The 1,700-nt window shown below is 61.2% G+C and carries 3 protein-coding genes; 2 read left to right on the top strand and 1 reads right to left on the bottom strand.

What is annotated here, in order from left to right; genetic code table 11:
• Both EOA33_RS34845 and EOA33_RS34850 read left to right on the top strand, forming a co-directional pair.
• Positions 1–227: hypothetical protein (locus EOA33_RS34845; RefSeq protein WP_145989489.1), on the top strand; the 227-nt coding region annotated here is incomplete at its 5' end.
• Positions 228–373: 146 nt separating this feature from the next.
• Entirely contained in the window at positions 374–844 is a 471-nt protein-coding gene (locus EOA33_RS34850; protein ID WP_126055756.1) for a hypothetical protein, read from the top strand.
• A gap of 105 nt (positions 845–949) precedes the next feature.
• Here the strand turns inward: EOA33_RS34850 and EOA33_RS34855 are convergent.
• On the bottom strand, positions 950–1,700 hold a 751-nt coding region (locus tag EOA33_RS34855), incomplete at its 5' end, for a HAMP domain-containing sensor histidine kinase (RefSeq protein WP_145989490.1).

The raw sequence follows: 1,700 nt of genomic DNA on the forward strand, positions 1-1,700 counted from the left end.
GGCAGCAGCTGTGCGATGCCTACGCGCTCTATCTGGCGCTGACCCAGATGATCAGGCTTTGCCTCACCGGTGAGATCCAGCGCGACGACGTGCCACCGGGGCTTTCAGATCTGCTTCTGGCGGTGACTGACGTGCCGGATTTCGCTGTTCTTGAAGCACATCTCAAGGAGACGTCGCCAAAGGTCAGACAGGATTTCGACCTTTTGCTGCGTGCGAAAAAATCATGATGGGCGGATGAACCTCAAGGCGGGAGCGTTGGAGCCGATGCGGAGAAAATCCGATGCTTAAACAAGGAGATAGGATGGCGGCCTGAATCTGATTGAGGAGGTTGCCGTCCTGGCATCGGGGGTGACGATGCAACAGGAGAAGACCAATGAGAAAGTCAACCAAGCTTGCCCTTGCTTTCGCAGCCCTTGCCGGCGCCGTCGGCACGACGGCCTATGCCGAAAATAACGCCAGCGCCAATATGCGTGACAACTTGATGTTACGCCTCGGCAAGGCGATGAAGGACTCTGACGGCCCCATCACCTTCGACCAGTTCTCTGACGCCATGGACTCGCGCCTGAAAAAGATGGTTGCTCAAAATGGCGGCAGGCTCACCGTTGCCGAACTCGCCGACGCGCTGGAGAAGGCGCGCTTCGAGCGCATGGCCAGGCGCATCATCGAGCGCTACGACACCAGGGGCGACGGCACGCTGACCGCCGACGACATCACTGGCCGCGAGAAGAAGCTGTTCGCCTTGCTGGACAAGAACAATGACGGCAAGATCGAAAAGGGCGAGCTGCCGAAGGGCGGTCGCTTCGGACGTCATCGGCAGTGGAATGGCGGTGACGGCGTGCAGTGAAGCTGAATGATCCGGATCCGGTGGGCTATGCTGCCGGATTCTCGAAAAGGCCTCGTTACTTCGCGCTGTCCCGCTAGCGTTGCCGAGGATTCCTACGGAAATCAATCAAGCCGCCGCCTTCACCGAAGGCGGCGCCTTCTTGAGCGGGATTCGCACCGACACGATCGTGCCGACGCCTTCGGTCGAGCGGATCTTCAGCGCGCCGCCCTGCAGCTCGGCCAGCGAGCGCGAGATGGCCAGGCCGAGGCCCGAGCCTGCATGGTTCTTTGAGAACTGGTTCTGCACCTGCTCGAAGGGCCGGCCAAGCTTGCTCAGCGCCGCTTTGGGGATGCCGCAGCCATTGTCCTCGATGGTCAGCACCAAGGCTCCTGAAGCGCTGCGCGCCCGGACCGAGATGTGGCCGCCCTGGCCGGTGAACTTCACGGCGTTGGACAGAAGGTTTATGGCGATCTGCTTGATCGCGCGGCGATCGGCGAAGAGCCGCATCGAATCGGCGATGCGGGTCTCCACCGTGATCGATTTCTCCGCCGCCTGCAGCGAGATGACGCGCACCGTCTCCTTGATCAGCGGGCAGAGGTCGATCTCCTCGCGGTCCATCGAGAACTGGCCGGCCTCGATCTTCGACATGTCGAGTATGTCGTTGATGACGCCGAGCAGGTATTTGCCGCTGCCGTTGATGTCGGTGGCATATTCTTCGTAGCGCGGCGAGCCGAGCGGCCCGAACAGGCCTTGTTCCATCAGCTCGGAGAAGCCAATGATGGCGTTGAGCGGCGTGCGCAGTTCGTGCGACATGTTGGCCAGGAATTCGGACTTCGCGCGGTTGGCCGCCTCGGCGCGCTCGGTCTCCTTCATGTAT

It is taken from the genome of Mesorhizobium sp. M4A.F.Ca.ET.050.02.1.1 (assembly GCF_003997725.1).
GTDB lineage: Bacteria > Pseudomonadota > Alphaproteobacteria > Rhizobiales > Rhizobiaceae > Mesorhizobium.